At 37.8% G+C, this 14,672-nt stretch carries 14 protein-coding genes and 2 pseudogenes; 2 read left to right on the top strand and 14 right to left on the bottom strand.

Annotated features, from left to right (window positions below; genetic code table 11):
- The 9 genes from HT688_RS09790 to HT688_RS09830 form a co-directional block, all read right to left on the bottom strand.
- Nucleotides 1-1,446: G5 domain-containing protein (locus HT688_RS09790; protein ID WP_172923746.1), on the bottom strand; the 1,446-nt coding region annotated here is incomplete at its 3' end.
- Between the two features lie 149 nt (nucleotides 1,447-1,595).
- On the bottom strand, nucleotides 1,596-2,144 hold the full coding sequence (locus HT688_RS09795) for a GNAT family N-acetyltransferase (RefSeq protein ID WP_050223547.1): 549 nt from the start codon (nucleotides 2,142-2,144) through the stop codon (nucleotides 1,596-1,598).
- A 349-nt stretch (nucleotides 2,145-2,493) separates the two neighbouring features.
- Nucleotides 2,494-3,318 carry an NAD(+) synthase gene (nadE, locus tag HT688_RS09800; protein ID WP_172923747.1) on the bottom strand — a complete coding sequence of 275 codons (825 nt, stop codon included), beginning with the start codon at nucleotides 3,316-3,318 and terminating at the stop codon, nucleotides 2,494-2,496.
- Nucleotides 3,315-4,775, bottom strand: coding sequence for a nicotinate phosphoribosyltransferase (locus HT688_RS09805; RefSeq protein ID WP_050223552.1), 1,461 nt, complete (start codon nucleotides 4,773-4,775; stop codon nucleotides 3,315-3,317). The genes nadE and HT688_RS09805 overlap by 4 nt, the downstream gene beginning before the upstream one ends.
- A gap of 115 nt (nucleotides 4,776-4,890) precedes the next feature.
- On the bottom strand, nucleotides 4,891-5,379 hold the full coding sequence (locus tag HT688_RS09810) for a DUF6773 family protein (RefSeq protein WP_000797187.1): 489 nt from the start codon (nucleotides 5,377-5,379) through the stop codon (nucleotides 4,891-4,893).
- Entirely contained in the window at nucleotides 5,369-5,578 is a 210-nt protein-coding gene (locus HT688_RS09815) for a helix-turn-helix transcriptional regulator (protein ID WP_001107499.1), read from the bottom strand. The genes HT688_RS09810 and HT688_RS09815 overlap by 11 nt, the downstream gene beginning before the upstream one ends.
- A 385-nt stretch (nucleotides 5,579-5,963) precedes the next feature.
- The gene (locus tag HT688_RS09820; RefSeq protein ID WP_000773490.1) at nucleotides 5,964-6,692 is read right to left on the bottom strand and encodes an ABC transporter permease; all 729 of its coding nucleotides are present in this window, start codon (nucleotides 6,690-6,692) and stop codon (nucleotides 5,964-5,966) included.
- A 15-nt stretch (nucleotides 6,693-6,707) separates the two neighbouring features.
- Entirely contained in the window at nucleotides 6,708-7,553 is an 846-nt protein-coding gene (locus HT688_RS09825; protein WP_023936408.1) for an ABC transporter ATP-binding protein, read from the bottom strand.
- 382 nt (nucleotides 7,554-7,935) lie between these two features.
- A complete protein-coding gene (locus HT688_RS09830) occupies nucleotides 7,936-8,136 on the bottom strand; it encodes a U32 family peptidase C-terminal domain-containing protein (RefSeq protein WP_000281255.1) in 201 nt (66 codons plus the stop codon).
- On the opposite strand from HT688_RS09830, the pseudogene HT688_RS09835 reads away from it, so the two are divergent.
- A pseudogene (locus HT688_RS09835) lies at nucleotides 8,058-9,175 on the top strand (DNA-methyltransferase). The gene HT688_RS09830 and the pseudogene HT688_RS09835 sit on opposite strands and share 79 nt — an antisense overlap.
- 75 nt (nucleotides 9,176-9,250) lie before the next feature.
- Here HT688_RS09835 and guaA read toward each other — a convergent pair.
- Nucleotides 9,251-10,813 carry a glutamine-hydrolyzing GMP synthase gene (guaA, locus tag HT688_RS09840; protein WP_050208596.1) on the bottom strand — a complete coding sequence of 521 codons (1,563 nt, stop codon included), beginning with the start codon at nucleotides 10,811-10,813 and terminating at the stop codon, nucleotides 9,251-9,253.
- Nucleotides 10,814-11,024: 211 nt separating this feature from the next.
- On the opposite strand from guaA, the gene HT688_RS09845 reads away from it, so the two are divergent.
- The gene (locus HT688_RS09845) at nucleotides 11,025-11,723 is read left to right on the top strand and encodes a GntR family transcriptional regulator (protein ID WP_172923749.1); all 699 of its coding nucleotides are present in this window, start codon (nucleotides 11,025-11,027) and stop codon (nucleotides 11,721-11,723) included.
- A 149-nt stretch (nucleotides 11,724-11,872) separates the two neighbouring features.
- Here HT688_RS09845 and HT688_RS09850 read toward each other — a convergent pair whose 3' ends face one another.
- The 4 genes and pseudogenes from HT688_RS09850 to HT688_RS09865 form a co-directional block, all read right to left on the bottom strand.
- Entirely contained in the window at nucleotides 11,873-12,769 is an 897-nt protein-coding gene (locus HT688_RS09850) for a DMT family transporter (RefSeq protein ID WP_000071685.1), read from the bottom strand.
- Between the two features lie 8 nt (nucleotides 12,770-12,777).
- On the bottom strand, nucleotides 12,778-13,713 hold the full coding sequence (locus HT688_RS09855; protein ID WP_172923748.1) for a serine hydrolase domain-containing protein: 936 nt from the start codon (nucleotides 13,711-13,713) through the stop codon (nucleotides 12,778-12,780).
- Nucleotides 13,710-14,435 carry a CppA family protein gene (locus HT688_RS09860; RefSeq protein ID WP_023936414.1) on the bottom strand — a complete coding sequence of 242 codons (726 nt, stop codon included), beginning with the start codon at nucleotides 14,433-14,435 and terminating at the stop codon, nucleotides 13,710-13,712. Before HT688_RS09860 ends, HT688_RS09855 begins: the two co-directional genes overlap by 4 nt.
- Nucleotides 14,436-14,518: 83 nt before the next feature.
- Nucleotides 14,519-14,608 (bottom strand): annotated as a pseudogene (locus HT688_RS09865) (platelet activating factor); the annotation flags it as partial.
- Nucleotides 14,609-14,672: the final 64 nt, after the last annotated feature.

A 14,672-nucleotide genomic window follows, 5' to 3' on the forward strand; every position in this document is an offset into this window, starting at 1 on the left:
TTTTCTATCAACAGTAACCGTTTCGCTAACCTTACCATTCTCTGGATTAACATCGTAGGTCCTTGTCGTAGTTACATAGCCATCCTCTCCATCAATCATCTCAATAGAAGCTCCTCGGTCTCTACTCTCATCTTTTTCATAACGTATAACACTTGTGGGAAGAACTTCACGCTCAACCTTACTTTTAGCTGGAACTTTGATAACTGTATCCGTGGCTTCTTTTCTGTCTACAGTAACCTTTTCGGTAACATGACCATTCTCTGGATTAACATCGTAGGTCCTTGTCGTGGTTACATAGCCATCCTCTCCGTCAGTTGTAATAGGATTTTCACTACGGTCTTTTGTTTCATCTTTTTCAAAACGGATAACACTTGTAGGCAGAACTTCACGCTCAACCTTGCTTTTGGCTGGAACTTTGATAACTGTGTCTGTCGGTTCTTTTCTGTCTACAGTAACCTTTTCTGTGACCTTACCAGTCTCTGAATTAACATCGTAGGTCGTTGTCGTGGTTATAGTTCCGTCCTCTCCGTCAATTGTAACAGGATTTTCACTACGGTCTTTAGTTTCATCTTTTTCAAAACGAATAACACTTGTAGGAAGAACTTCACGCTCAACCTTGCTTTTAGCTGGAACTTTGATAACTGTATCCGTGGCTTCTTTTTTCTCTACGGTAACCTTTTCGGTAACATGACCAGTTTCTGGATTGACATCGTAGGTCGTCGTCGTGATTACATAGCCATCCTCTCCGTCAATTGTAACAGGATTTTCACTACGAGCTTTACTTTCATCTTTTTCAAAACGGATATTTGTACTTTTTTCGGTGATGTGTTTTTCTACCTTATCTTTAGCTGCAACTTTATAGATAATATCCTTTGATTCTTTTTCAATGGTAGATGTTGTTTCTCTAATTGTTACTTCACCTGTTTTATCATTTACATCATATGTTGTAGTGATTTTTCTAAGTCCATCTTCTCCATCACTTTCTGTTAAAACATTACTTCCAACAGGGCGAGTGTCATCTTTTATATATCTGATAGTAGAGTTAATCGTTTCGGTAACTACAGTAGGCTTTGTTCCCACTTTTATTATTTCTGTTTGAGGTTGAAGAATAACAACGTCAGATTTCTCGCTGACTAACTGTAAAGTTGTAGACGAATATGTTTTTACGGTAGCTTTTATTCCTTTTTTACCAGGTGTTTTTGTTTCTTGCGTTCCTTTAGGAAGATTGTCATCTCTTTCGTATATTGTTTCATAGGGGATATCTTTTCGGTTATCTTGGGTTTCAAAAGTATCCTCCAATTCACTGGTCACATCTGCCCCATCAGCATGAACAAAACTTGTATTCAGGATTCCTCCTAAAAATAAAGTTAGCCCGATTATCACAGAACCAAAAATCTTCCCGAGTTTACGTAATGCATAGCGCTTATTAGTATTAGATTTTGCCATTACATCCTCCTTCTAAAAATTACTACTTCTAGTATAGCATCTTTTTTGGTAAATGTTAAACAATATATTTCATACATCAAATAAACTTAGAATGCCAATTATTATATTTACAATAAATAGTTGACTTCGATGGAAACAGAAAAAATTCACTAGTCTTCCCTACTTATACCATAATAAATAAGATCCGCAAGATAGCCTTTTCTCTCTACACCATTAACAATGGTTTTTAGATAGGACATTCCAGCCTTCTCCATGACACGACCTGAAGCTGGGTTGAGACTGGCATATCGAGCTCTGACCTTTTGAAAACCTACTTGAGTAAAACAAAAGTCCAAGACAGCTTTTAAGGCCTCTGTCATAAGACCACGACCCCAATAGTTTTTTCCTAAAATATAGCCAATTTCACAAGAAGAATTGTTCTCATCTATTGCAACGATGCTGATATCTCCTATCACTTGCTCTGGGTTTTCTTTGAGACAAATAGCCCATTTGTAATAGTTGGGATTAGTATAGGAAGCAACCCAGTTACGAATCGAATTTCGAGTCACCTCGACATCAGGATGGGGATCCCAGGTAACATAGGTCAGATTCTCAGCGGATGAAGCCCAATTTTGAAACATAGCTTCTGAATCACTCTCCACAAATCTTCTTAAAATCAAACGTTCTGTCTGTAATATTTGCGTACCGATAGCTTTCATGATGCTACCTCACTTCCTTATTTCTATGCTCGTAGTAAAAAGGCTCAACTCAGTAACAGCTAGAAAACGAGTTTGTCTTCTAATTTCTTGACGCAGTCGCTGCCTGGTTTGAAATGCGCTCTAGCAAGCTTTTTCAAACCTAGTCATCGTTGCAGGGGTAAGACGATGAAATCGAACTCTTCGAGTTACCGAATCTGCCTCATTTTCTTATTTCTAAACTCGGGGTTCAAGATCCCCCAGACCTACTCTCACTTTTTTATTTCAAGGTGAGAGGCTGAAAACCTCCACTGGAGGTTTTTCTTGCTTTTTAATTTCAGGGCAAGAAGCTAAAAAGATCCCCCGGACCTTTTCACTCCCAAAAGTCATCAAATACGGTGATGGGTAGGTGGCGTTTATGTTGGCCTTTGTGCCACCAGTTTTCGATTCTTGCTTGGGCTTCTGGGCTGATTGTTTTGCCTTCTAGGTAGTCGTCAATCTCTTCATAAGTGACTCCGAGGGCTACTTCGTCAGCTAGACCTGGTTTATCTTCTTCTAGGTCTGCTGTTGGGATTTTTTCATAAAGGGCTGGGTCTGCACCAAGTTCCTTCAAAAGTTGTTTTACTTGGCGTTTATTGAGGCGATAAAGAGGGAGAATATCTGCACCCCCGTCACCAAACTTGGTAAAGAAACCTGTGATATTTTCCGCAGCATGGTCTGTTCCAATGACCGCTCCGCTATGGGCACCAGCAAGGGCATACTGAGCAATCATACGGCAACGAGCCTTGATATTGCCCTTGTTAAAATCTGAAACAAGATTACCTGTCGCTTCAACTGCAGCTGTCATAGCGTCAGCTGATTCCTTAATATTGACGACTAAACTGACATCAGGCTGGATAAAGGCTAGTGCTTTTTGAGCATCTGCTTCATCAGCTTGCACTCCATATGGCAAACGAACAGCGATAAATTTGTAGCTGTCGTCTCCCGTTTCTGCTCGCAATTCTTCCATGGCCAGTTGAGCCAATCGTCCTGCTAAGGTTGAGTCTTGTCCTCCAGAAATCCCTAGCACAAAGGTTTTAAGAAAGGGATGTTTTTTCAGGTATCTTTTTAAGAAATCAATAGAACGACGGATTTCTTCCTGGGAATCAATCACTGGTTTGACACCCAGCTCTTGGATAATCGTTTCTTGCAAACTCATTCTTCTTCTCCTTCACCAAGGGCTTCCTTGCGCATCTTATCAATCAAGTCCATCTTATCTTGCCATACATCACGCGCCAAATCCACTGGATAGTGCTGCGGATTGAGCACGCGCTTGTATTCATCCCAAAGCTTGTCAAATTCCTTACGAGCATAGTCCTGAATCTCAGTTAAGCTAGGCAGGTTGTAAATCAATTTCCCGTCTTTGAAGATATCCACTAAGAGAGGAACAGCGTCAAAATTACGAACCGTCTTCTTGATGTAAGTATAGGTCGGATGGAACATCTTGATTTCTGTCATGCTGGCAACATCTACGCCGTCATAAGTGATATAATCGCCTTCTGACTTGCCTTTTTCACGACTGGTAATGCGCCACACCTGCTTCTTACCTGGCGTAGACACTTTTTCAGCATTATTTGACAGCTTAATCGTATTGCGCATGTTCCCATTTTCATCTTCGATTGCCACAATCTTATAAACTGCACCAAGAGCTGGCTGGTCATAGGCTGTAATCAGCTTAGTTCCCACACCCCAGACATCAATCTTGGCCTTTTGCATCTTGAGGTTGAGGATAGTATTTTCATCTAGGTCATTTGAAGCATAAATCTTAGCTTCTGTAAAGCCAGCCTCGTCCAATTGCTGACGGACTTTCTTGGAAATGTAGGCAATATCCCCAGAGTCAATGCGGACACCAAGGAAATTAATCTGGTCACCCAGCTCACGCGCCACCTGAATGGCAGCGGGTACCCCAATTCGAAGTGTGTCATAGGTATCCACAAGAAAGACGCAATTTTTATGGGTCGCAGCATAAGCCTTGAAGGCCTTATAGTCGTTACCATAAACCTGTACCAAGGCATGGGCATGGGTCCCCAAGACAGGAATGTCAAAGAGTTTACCAGCACGCACGTTACTAGTTCCATTGGCACCACCAATCACCGCTGCGCGTGTTCCCCAGATAGCCGCATCCATCTCTTGCGCCCGACGTGTCCCAAACTCCATCAAGGGTTCATCTTCGATGACCGAACGAATACGAGCTGCCTTAGTCGCCACCAAGGTCTGGTAGTTAACGATGTTCAAAAGAGCTGTTTCGACCAACTGACATTGAGCTAGAGGGCCTTCAACTTGCACAATCGGTTCATTAGCAAAAACCAAATCCCCTTCTTGGGCAGAACGAACGGTCAACTCCAACTTGAAATTGCGGAGATAGTCCAAGAATGCCCCATGATAGCCTAGAGACTCCAAATAGGCAATATCACTATCTGAAAAACACAAGTCTTCAAGATAATTCACAATTCTTTCCAAACCTGCAAAAACCGCATAGCCATTTTTAAAAGGCTGCTGACGGAAATAAACCTCAAAGACCGCCTTTTTATTGTGAATCCCTTGGTCGAAGTAAACCTGCATCATGTTAATCTGGTACAAGTCCGTGTGCAATGTCAAACTATCATCTGGATACATACTTTTCCTACTTCCTTAGCTAGAAACCCATGAAAATTTTCAAGAACTTTCATGTATTCCAATAAATTAGTACTATTATATCACATTTTAGCTGGATTGAGAAAAGAGTAACAAGCTATTCACTACTCTCCAGTTCATCCATGTCTTGCTCAAATTTTTTCTGAGCCCATTCTCCATAGCTCTTCAGACCGAGATTGCCTATAAAAACCCAAGGAAGGTAAATGACATAAGTAATGACCCAAACAGACAGGTATTTAATGTTCAAAGGATTGTGCTGATAAATTTCTATGTTGAATTGATAATTCTGCAACATCAAAAGAGCCGTAATCGCCAAGGTTAGAAAAAAACAACCCAAAATCGTAAAATGAAAACGACTATAGTAGGTCACTCCCAGATAACGGGCACGATTGAAAAAGAAGAAAATTCCTACTATCAGAGTATAGACTAGAAAATTCGGATTAAAAAGAGATGGAGCCAACACTGCCACCAAATAGCTTAGAAGTACAAGCCCAATAAAGAGGGAAAAGGATTCTGCCCCAGCTTTATTGATTAGTTGTTCTTCTCTTTCGTCAAGTAATTGATAATAATAAAATCTATTTTTCATCTTCTTCCTCCCAAAATAGTTGGTCTAGGCTTTTCCCTAAACATCTGCAAATGGACTGGCAGAGTGAGAGACTGGGATTGTATTTCCCCGCCTCTATCAAACCAATAGTCTGGCGCGTCACCCCCACAGCCTCTGCCAGTTGACCTTGAGTTAAATCAAGCTCTACACGAGCTAATTTTAATTTTAAATTTTTAGCCACCGGCGTCCTCCTTATAGTTTTAATACTCATCTACTCTTAAAAAATCCAAAACCAACACAAGCTGTCAACTATTTATTATAACCCCATTAATTAGCACTCCAGTATTATCTTCAGCCGAAAATCAGTATTTTAGGTTGTTTGAAATAAACTTCCTAGTTTACTCTTTTATTTTTATTTAGTATTAGCTTTAGTAGGATCTTTTAAACGAGTTTTTATTGCTTATATTTCTTGTTTAGTTTAGTTGGTTTCATATCACTATTATATAATGCTTTTGGAAATGAGCCTAGTATAAGTCAAAAACGTGTTGAATAGTGAAAGCAGGAGCATACCAAGATGACTGATTTTTTTATTGTATTTTAGGTATGCAAAATAATACTAAATGAAACTAAAATGAATACTTCTTGCTTTTCTTAAGAGTGAAAAAGTACAATAAAATGATTGTAGTGATTACCACAAGATACTGACTAATAGACATCGTATTTGAAGCCACAAATACAGGTAAAGAATAAAAAGGAAGAAGTTCAATTGCTTTGATAAACAAATCATTACTAGTATTCATCATCATCGTATTTAATATATTAGGGATAAAGAGTAGTAAAGCTACTAAAATACCAAATACCAAGCCACTTTTCAATTTGTATAAATAGAAAATGTAAGATAATAGAAAATAAAACAGGACTAACAAAATTGTATTGACTACAATAGCTACTATAAAATCTAATCCTAAATCACCTGGAATACCCAATTTACTTACTATGACTAGTAACACAATGCCATTCAAAGCATAAATAATGGAAACTGAGATGGCATATAGAAAATTAGACAAGACGTAAATCATCCGATTCTTCTGTTGATTATAAAACAAACTTACCGTATTGTGGGAAAAATCTCTACTAATGACTCGATTAGCATGTATAACAGCCATTAACATACCGAGCATAGCATAAAAGTTTGAAATATGCTTAATACCAAGCGATGTCCCTTGAGTCTTTAGAATAAAGAATGTAACCAATATCGGCGGTATAAACGAGATAAGCAAACCGAGATATATTACGCCTGATGAATATAAATTTCTTATATTTTCCTTAAGAAAATTCAATTTATTTAATTTCATGATTATAACCTTCCTTTATTTTGAACGATTTAGATAAATATCTTTAAGCGTCTCTTTTTTAGTTTCAAAATCAACTACTTTAATAGAGTTTTCGTTAAAAAATTTAAAAAGCTCACTACTTTGAATATTCCCAGACATAGTAATTCTCAGTCCCTCTTCCTGAACAATATCCCCAAATTCTTGTTTGGTAATGAAAATGTCTCTATCTGTAGCTGATGAAAAAGCTATCTCAAACAAGAAATTATGACTATCTTTTCCTACTTTTTGAAATGTCAAAAGCCCGTTCTCCAAGAAAAGAACCCTCTCACAAATTTCTTCAATATCTTCTAATTTATGACTCGATATTAAAATTCCCACATTTTCATGTAAAGCTAAATTTTTTAGAACCGATAAAACTATTTGTGATGATTCAATATCTAAACCATTAGTCGGTTCATCTAAAATCAATATATCAGGTTCCGTAACGAGAGTTAGAAGCAAAGCTAATTTTTGTTTTGTACCCAAAGAATAGGTCTTTACTTTTTTATTAATAGACTGAGTCAAATCTAACTCTTGAATCAAACTTCTAAATCTTTCTTGATTGTAGTCAACACCATATAAATTTGACAAATATTTTAAATTCTCTAAACCTGTTTTAGATAAAAATAATTTTGGTTCTTCGATTAAATACCCAACATTATCACTGCTTATAATATTACCTGAAGTCGGTTGATTATTCTGAACAAGAATTTTCATCAACGTACTCTTACCAACTCCATTTCTCCCTACTAGACCAACAATTTCACCCTTGTTAAGTGCAAAATTTATATCTTTGAGAATGATTGAATGACCATAATGCTTACTTACATTTATAACTTCCATTTTTTATTCCTCCATCAATATTCATGGTTTGCTCTTTGATTCTTATTGAGTTTAAAAAGTTGCGCCTCTTTTTAACAACATTATATCATATATCTAACTTAATGCAATATATAAATGTCATTTTGTAAGATTTTATTAGCAAAAAAACTCTCTACCATAAAAAATAGAGAGTGTTAAGTTTAAATATAGGATTTCAAAATATCGATGATATCCCTTCTTTGTTTAATTTAATATGCTTTGATACCTAAGCTTCGACTTTATCACTTAAAAAATAAAAAAGGACAGCTAATCCCTTGCGCATCAAGGGATTTCGCCATTCTTTAATCTTGTTTAAGTGTTGTATATGGAGCTTTGCATAATTTTTTAACACTAAACAACTACATTAAGCTCGAACTGTGACACTGGTTCCATCTTCCTTATAAAGATTGATGAGACCCTCTTTAAGAGCTCGAACCATGTCTCCAGCTTGAACAGGTTGTGGGACTTTAATAGTCAAGAGTTCCATTGGATTTGGAGCACGGTCGATTTTATTGCCTTTGGCATCGTGAAGATCCTCAATATAGGTTTCAATTTGAAGATACATGGACTTCGATTGAGGATTACAAAGAATTTTTATCTGTAAGATTAGAAGAATGCAAAAGAGTGCTAAAAAATAGTGGCAGTATTTTCGTTCATTGTGATAAAATTGCAAATCATCATATTAGATTAATTTTAGATAATATCTTTGGAGCAGATATGTTTCAAAGCGAAATTATATGGAACTATAAACGGTGGTCTAATTCAAAAAAGGGATTATTGAACAATCATCAAAACATTTACTTTTATTCAAAGTCAAAAGATTTTAAATTTAATACAATTTTTACAGAGTATTCTTCTACTACAAATATCGACCAAATACTAGTAGAACGAAAACGAGATGGAAACTCTAAAACTATATATAAAGTTGATAATAATGGTAACTATCTTCTAGCAAAAGAGAAAAATGGAGTTCCCCTTTCAGATGTTTGGAATATACCATTTCTTAATCCAAAAGCTAAAGAAAGAGTAGGTTATCCTACACAAAAACCTATTCTGTTATTAGAACAAATTATAAAGATTGCTACTGATAAAAATGATATAGTTTTAGACCCGTTCTGTGGAAGTAGAACTACTTTAGTAGCCTCCAAGATTTTGAATAGAAATTATATGGGGATTGATTTATCTGAGGAAGCTATCAATATAACTCAGCAACGTCTGGAAAATGTTATAAAAACAAGTTCAAATTTATTGAATAAAGGAATCGAAGCATATAGAACCAAAACTGAGGAAGAGGAAAACATTCTTAAATTATTACAGGCAAAAATTGTTCAAAGAAATAAAGGAATTGATGGTTTTTTACCTAAACATTTTCAAAAAAACCGATACCTATAAAAATTCAAAAAAATAATGAATGTCTGAATGAAAGTATCTCTTTATTACAGAATGCTATAAACTCCAAAAAACTTGATTTTGGAGTAGTTATAAAAACTCATTCAGATAATTTATTATTTGATTTTGATACGATTCCTGAAAATATAATAGTAATTGACCATTTTGAACTTACAATCGAAAAATGGTTAAGTAAAAGTCAACAGTTACTATAGTTTGCAAATTATTTACAGAAAGAACAAAAAATGCTCTGAAACACTGATTTCAAAGCATTTTTTATTAGTTTAAAATTACTCCCACTCAACTGTTGCAGGTGGTTTACTTGTAATATCATAGACGATACGGTTAACATGATCCACTTCGTTTACGATACGTACTGAGATTTTTTGAAGGACATCCCAAGGAATTTTGGCAAAGTCCGCAGTCATACCATCAATAGAGGTAATAGCACGGATTGCAATCGTGTAGTCATATGTACGACCGTCACCCATAACCCCAACTGAACGAACGCCTGTGTTAACTGTGAAGTATTGCCAGATATCGCGGTCAAGACCAGCTTTAGCAATTTCTTCACGAAGAATAGCGTCCGACTCACGAACAGTTTCTAGCTTTTCTTCAGTGATTTCACCCATGACACGGATCGCAAGTCCTGGTCCTGGGAATGGTTGGCGCCATACGATATGGTCTGGCATACCAAGCTCTGTACCAAGGGCACGAACTTCGTCCTTGTAAAGAGTATTCAATGGTTCGATCAATTCAAACTGCATGTCTTCTGGAAGACCACCCACGTTGTGGTGTGACTTGATAGTTTGAGCTGTATCCGTACCAGACTCGATAACGTCTGTATAAAGAGTTCCTTGAGCAAGGAATTTCACATCTTTGAGCTTGCTTGCTTCGTCATCAAAGACATAGACAAACTCGTTACCGATGATTTTACGCTTTTGTTCAGGGTCAGAAACTCCTGCAAGTTTATCAAGGAAACGTTTAGCTGCGTCTGCTTTGACGATATTCAAACCAAACTTACCACCAAGCATGTCCATAACTTGGTCCGCTTCTCCTTTACGAAGAAGACCGTGATCCACGAAGATACAGATCAATTGATCGCCAATCGCTTTTTGGAGAAGAACTCCAACAACTGAAGAGTCAACCCCACCTGAAAGGCCAAGAAGGACACGTTTATCACCAACAGTCTCACGGATTTTTTGGATCTGCATGTCGATGAAGTTATCCATTGTCCAATCGCCTTTAGCCTTACAGATGTTAAGGGCAAAGTTACGAAGGATATCATTTCCGTATACAGAATGACGAACTTCTGGGTGGAATTGGATACCGTAAATGTGTTTATCTGGATTTTCGATGGCTGCGTAAGGGCAGTCAGCTGATGTTCCAGTACGAACAAAGTCAGCAGGAATCTCAGTAACCGCATCACCATGGCTCATCAATACAGTTTGTTCATCAGGTGTTGATTCAAAAAGAGATGATGGTGTGTGTGTTAGGGTTGATTGACCGTATTCACGATTTCCAGCATCACCTGCAGGAACAACTTTTCCTCCAAGTTTATGGGTCAATAACTGCATACCATAACAAATTCCCAAAATTGGAATTCCGAGTTCGAAGATTTCTGGGTCAATATCAAATGAACCATCTTCATATACAGAGTTTGGACCACCTGATAGAATAATTCCTACAGGATTGACTTCACGAACTTCAGCAGCTGAAATTTTATGGCTCTTTAGTTCTGAAAAAACACCAATCTCACGGATACGGCGTGAAATCAGCTGGTTGTATTGGCTACCATAGTCCAATACGATGATTTTTTCTACATCTTGCAAATCAGTTGAAATGTTGCTCATCTTTTTCCTTTCTCAAAAGAAATATCTTTTCCAATATTCTATCACAAATAAGGGCGAATTACCAACTAATACTCAATGAAAATCNNTTTGAGGTTGCAGATAGAGCTAACGCGGTTTGAAGAGATTTTCGAAGAGTATAAACAAGGCGAAGTTTGACTTTTTCTAGTTTATTGGGGTACAATAGAGAAAAGATAGAAATGAAGTGAAAAATATGCTACCTGCTTATATGAAAATCCATGATCAGATTAAAAAGGATATTGACGAGCACCGTTGGGCTATTGGTGAGAGGCTTCCCAGTGAAAGAGATTTAGCAGAGCAGTTTTCGGTCAGCCGCATGACCCTCCGCCAAGCCGTATCTCTATTGGTTGAAGAAGGTGTCTTAGAGCGCAGAGTTGGAAGTGGCACCTTTGTGTCCAGTACTCGGGTACAAGAAAAGATGCGAGGGACAACCAGTTTTACTGAAATTGTTAAGTCCCAAGGTAAAGTACCCTCTAGCCAGCTCATTTCCTACAGAAAAACCATTCCCAATGAGCAGGAAGTTGCCAAGCTAGGAATTTCTCCTACCAAAAATATTATCCGAATGGAGCGGGTCCGCTATGCCGACAAAGTTCCTCTGGTTTATGAAGTTGCTTCTATTCCTGAAAAATTCATTAAGGACTTTAAAAAAGAAGAAATCACTAGTCATTTCTTCCAAACACTGCAAAAACATGGCTACCGTATTGGTAAATCACATCAGACCATCTATGCTCGCCTTGCTAAGGAAAAAATCGCCCACTATTTAGAAGTTGAAAAAGGACATGCTATTCTTGGTCTGACTCAGGTTTCCTACCTAGAAGATGGTACTGCTTTTGAATACGTAAAAAGTCAATATGTAGGCGAACGTTTTGAATTTTATCTTGAAAACAATTAATACTCTTCGAAAATCTCTTCAAACCGCGTCAACGTCGCCTTGCCGTACTCAAGTACAGTCTGCGGCTAGTTTCCTAGTTTGCTCTTTGATTTTCATTGAGTATAAAATACTACGCAAAAACTCTCTGTCACGGACGACAAAGAGTCTTTTTATTTTTCTAAGACTAAATCTTTCAAAGAAATCAGGGTTACAGCAAACAATATCATTGCCATACCAAGAAAATCAATGGGATAAAATTGTTCATTCATGATTAGGAAAGCAAAGAAAACAGCCGAAATTGGCTCAATTGAAGCCAACAAACTTGACTTGACCGGCCCAATCAGACTGGCTCCTTTTAGAAAGGCTGTATAGGCAAAGACAGTCCCGATAAGGATAATGCCCGCAAAAGCGAGGAGAAAATCAAGACTTGTTGGGATAGTAGTCTGTAGAACTCCTGTAAAAGGAAGGGCAACCAAACCTGCTATAACCATTCCCACACCAATGACCAAACTGCTCCCCCACTTCTTAATCAAGGCTATGGGTAAAATGATATAAAGTGCGTAAGTCAGAGCAGAAAAGAGACCCCAAAACAGGTCTGCAGGTGTCATGGATAACTGGTCCACCTGCCCATGTGTTGCGATCAGGAAGGTTCCTCCGATGGCTAATATGATAGAAACAATCTCTCCCAGTGTCGGTGCCACCTTATCCTTGATACAGCTATAAATCAAAATTCCGACAGGACAAACATACTGAAGTACTGTCGCGGTACCTGCATTGGTCTCCTGAATAGCAGTTAGATAGGCGAATTGGTTGAGGAATAGACCAATTAGAGCAAAAATAAGAAGAGACAGCAAACTCTTCTTATCCGTTAAAAAGGCCAGCATTTTATCCTTTGCAGTGGCATAAGCCAAGAGCATGAGAATTCCACCAGCGATTAAAAGGCGCAAGTTGGTCAAGACCAGAGCTGAAATTCCGTGTGCCATCAGGTATTGGCCACTCGTTCCTGACAAGCCCCAAGCTATCCCTGCCACAACTGTTAGTAAAGTCCCTTTTAAACTATTTGACATGTCTCTCCTTACTCTTCTTTGCGAATCAAGTTCATCACTTGATTGCGGTCTACAATCCATTGAGCCCTCTCATCCTTTTCATAGGTACGATTCGATAGGAAAATGGCCGCTTCTTGCTTCTGACGATTCCACATGATAAAGGTACCTGTATAGCCCGTATGGTCTAGCCAATCTCCTTCCAAATTCCATGCCAAAGAACGTTCCTTGTCATCCAAAGGTGAAAAATTTTGACTCAAATCTCTTGCAAAATCATCTGCTAAATAGTGTTCTAAAAAGATTTGTAAATCCTTTACAGTCGAAAACAAACCAGCACTACCTGCATGTCTGCCCAAGAGGCGAGCCTTGGGATCATGTACCAGACCTGCCTCGACACCTCTAACTGTTGGAACAGCAAGCTCAACAGGTCCAAATTGGGTTTCCGTCATTCCCCACGGTTTCCAAACTTGTTCTTGTAAAATCACATCCAAATCTTGATTAAAAATTCTTTCCAAAATAAAGCCCAACAGCAAAAAATGGACATCCGAATAAAGAAAGGCTGGCTGACTTCGTCTGTTGAGATGAAACATCGCTTCCTTTAATTCAGGGGCTGTTAAAAGATCACGATTAGGAATAAAAGGATCAAGGTCTGTTGCATGAGTCAAGAGCTGGCGAATAGTGATGTCTGGATAATCACTCTCAGCTAAAAAATCTGTTACCGGTCTGTCAATATCTAATTTGCCTTTTTCCCACAAGAAGGTAAAAACGGTGCCAACGCCAACAACCTTGCTGACACTAGCTAGGTCATAAACTAGTCCTGCCTCAGTCTGCAAGCCATGCTCTGGGTGACTCTGGCCAATATAGAACTCCGTCCATTGATTGTCCTTAAAATACGCAAAAGAGGCTCCGGGATAAATCCCTGCCTCGATTTGTTCTTCTATTTTTTTAATAATCTGGATCCACTTCATACTTCTTCAAACCACAATTCAACATTATTTCTATCTTTTCCAAGGAAGAATTTTTCAGACTTAGGAATAAAGTATTCTGTAGACTCAAACTTCTGGCGAAGACTTGATATATCTAGTTCATTGACCAAGAACTTGAGCATAGATAAGTCCCAGGTAACCGTATTGTCCACAGTCAAATCCTTCCCCTGAGCTGGAATAAAATCAAGGGATGCCCCAATTTCAGATGATTCCAAGAAACTTTCGATATCAGTTTGGAGATGTAATTCCATAGAAATCTCAAATTTACTTAAAGAGATTGATGCCAAATCTGTTTGAAATTCAGGCTTTTCTCCTACTTCTACTAGACTTGCTCTGTCATCTTCTGCATGAATCAAAATCAAATCATCTTCTGGTGAAAAAATTTCAAAAGCGTAGCCATTTTGACCTTTATATAATCGATGAATCGAATCTGTTTTAGATAAGAGTCCCTCGATTTCTAAGGGATTTTCCACCTTGATAATCAATCTAGCCAGTTTTTTTCGTCCCTCTACCTTACGAGTACGCATGCTTGGTGCTTCTTCTAAAACCAGCTTTTCAAGACCTGTTTGGTCCCCTAGTGATAGGAAGGCTGATTCCTCTAACAAGGCCTTCATGCCAAGGGTTTCAATATAAAATGTTTCATTTAATTTTCTATTATTAACTTTTAAAGTAGGAATAATCCGTACAATCTGATTTACATTCATAAATTCCTCCATCACTTTTTATTTTAAAGGATTTTAGAATTTTTTACAAGATATTATGCTCAAATTTAACTTTATTTAGCTATTTAGTAAAGATAGCCTTTCAAGGCTTTTGTCAAAACCTGATAACCAGCAACACTGAGGTGCAGTCCATCAGTTGTATATTCTGGCTCTATAATATTTGTAGTGGGTAAATCCCCTATAGATATTATGGAGCCTATTTTTGTGTAGAAAAAAAGT

This window comes from Streptococcus sp. 1559 (assembly GCF_013276735.1).
Taxonomy (GTDB): Bacteria; Bacillota; Bacilli; order Lactobacillales; family Streptococcaceae; genus Streptococcus; species Streptococcus pseudopneumoniae.